The organism is Pseudoflavonifractor sp. An184, from assembly GCF_002160305.1.
In the GTDB taxonomy this organism is placed as follows: Bacteria; Bacillota; Clostridia; order Oscillospirales; family Oscillospiraceae; genus Lawsonibacter; species Lawsonibacter pullicola.
Genome location: NZ_NFKI01000129.1, coordinates 1 through 1,541, shown reverse-complemented (window position 1 = coordinate 1,541; position 1,541 = coordinate 1). Strand labels below are relative to the sequence as shown.

Below are 1,541 nucleotides of genomic sequence, written 5' to 3'. Positions count from 1 at the left end.
CAGATAGACAGCAGCACGACACCCGCACCACCCGCCGCCCCGACTGCGTGACGGAAATCCGCATGGGCAATTCCGTCCTTGTCGTGTCCGGCTATTTCAAGAAAGACACTACCACCACCGCCGCCGACAAAATGGCGCGGGTACTGGAAGCGGAAGCCGCTGCTACACAGGAGCCGACTTGTCCGGCGTGAACCGGGGCATGAGGAAAGCGGCCATGCCGGGGAGCATGGCCGCTGGAATGTGAGTAAAGGTCATACATGGATTTGAAAATCACCAAAATCAAATACACCGCAGCCTTGCTTTAAATTACCCTCTTTTGCTAATTGGCAAAAGGCTTTTTCAATCCGGCTAATTATATCGGCGGGAATAGCAAGTTGATGATGTGCAGGTAAAATTCGCTGTATTGCTAAAGACTGTAATTTTCTTATGGACTGAAAGAAAAGTTGTGGGTCTGTTGTTGGATAAAAAGCGTCAAGACACCCTTTGTATATTAAATCACCGGAATACAAGTATTTTCTTTCCGGTTCATAGAAGCAGCAATGCCCCGGAGAATGCCCGGGCGTATGAAGAACTATCAATTTCCTATTCCCCAAATCAATGCAATCGTTATCATGTAAAATTATTTGCGGGACTCCTTGAAAAATCTGATATTCCTCTATTTTGAAGTCAGAGGGAAAATCGCATGGTTTTCTCATAAGATTGCTTTTTACCACTTGCAAAGGTATAGGAAATTTACCAGATAACCAATCTTTTTCTGCTTCGTGGACTGCGATAATATCAAAATATTTGTGCCCGCCGATATGATCCCAGTGTATATGTGTTGTTATGGCTGTAACTGGAAGTGATGTCAAACTATCAACTACTTTTTTGATATTTGCCACCCCTAACCCCGTATCAATCAATATGGCTTTCTTAGTGCCACAAAGTAAATAGCAATGCGTTTCTTCCCAATGCCGATACTCACTGATTGCAAAAGTATCTTTGTCGATTATTTCCGTTGTAAACCAACTACTCATGTTTTATCACCCGCTCTATCGAAATCGCTTTTGAAAGTAAGTATAGCACACAGATATAAACTTTTCTACTGAAAGCAACTCTACAAAACGCTACACAAAAATCAGCAATTTGACAAACCATAAAGAAGCAGATTTTACACTTTTGCCGCTATACAGCCCCCGCTATTCCGTGGTACAATAAAGCTACGGAATAGTGGGGCTGGCTGTCGGAAACGGAGGATTTTATGTTAAGACAAGCCACCCAAAACCTCATTACCGCCCTTTATCCGAGATTGTCCCATGAGGACGAGTTGCAAGGCGAAAGCAATTCCATATCGAACCAGAAAAGGATTTTGGAAACCTACGCCAAGCAGAACGGCTTTACCAATCTGCGCTGGTACACCGACGACGGCTTTTCCGGCGCAAACTTCCAGCGCCCCGGTTTTCAAGCCATGCTTGCAGACATTGAAGCCGGGAAAGTGGGTACGGTCATAGTCAAGGACATGAGCCGGTTAGGGCGAAACTACTTGCAGGTAGGGTTTTACA

3 protein-coding genes are annotated in these 1,541 nt (G+C 44.8%); 2 read left to right on the top strand and 1 reads right to left on the bottom strand.

The genetic code is table 11. The features are described from left to right. Positions 1–191: transposon-encoded TnpW family protein (locus B5F19_RS16740; RefSeq protein WP_087292897.1), on the top strand; the 191-nt coding region annotated here is incomplete at its 5' end. A gap of 60 nt (positions 192–251) precedes the next feature. On the opposite strand, the gene B5F19_RS16735 is transcribed toward B5F19_RS16740, so the two are convergent. Continuing rightward, a complete protein-coding gene (locus B5F19_RS16735; RefSeq protein WP_087292894.1) occupies positions 252–1,016 on the bottom strand; it encodes an MBL fold metallo-hydrolase in 765 nt (254 codons plus the stop codon). 224 nt (positions 1,017–1,240) lie between these two features. Between B5F19_RS16735 and B5F19_RS16730 the strand changes: the two genes are divergently transcribed. After that, on the top strand, positions 1,241–1,541 hold a 301-nt coding region (locus B5F19_RS16730), incomplete at its 3' end, for a recombinase family protein (RefSeq protein WP_055236911.1).

Coding starts and splice junctions, on each gene's coding strand:
- B5F19_RS16735 (WP_087292894.1), bottom strand. CDS start 1,016: ATGAGTAGTTGGTTTACAACGGAAATAATCGACAAAGATACTTTTGCA.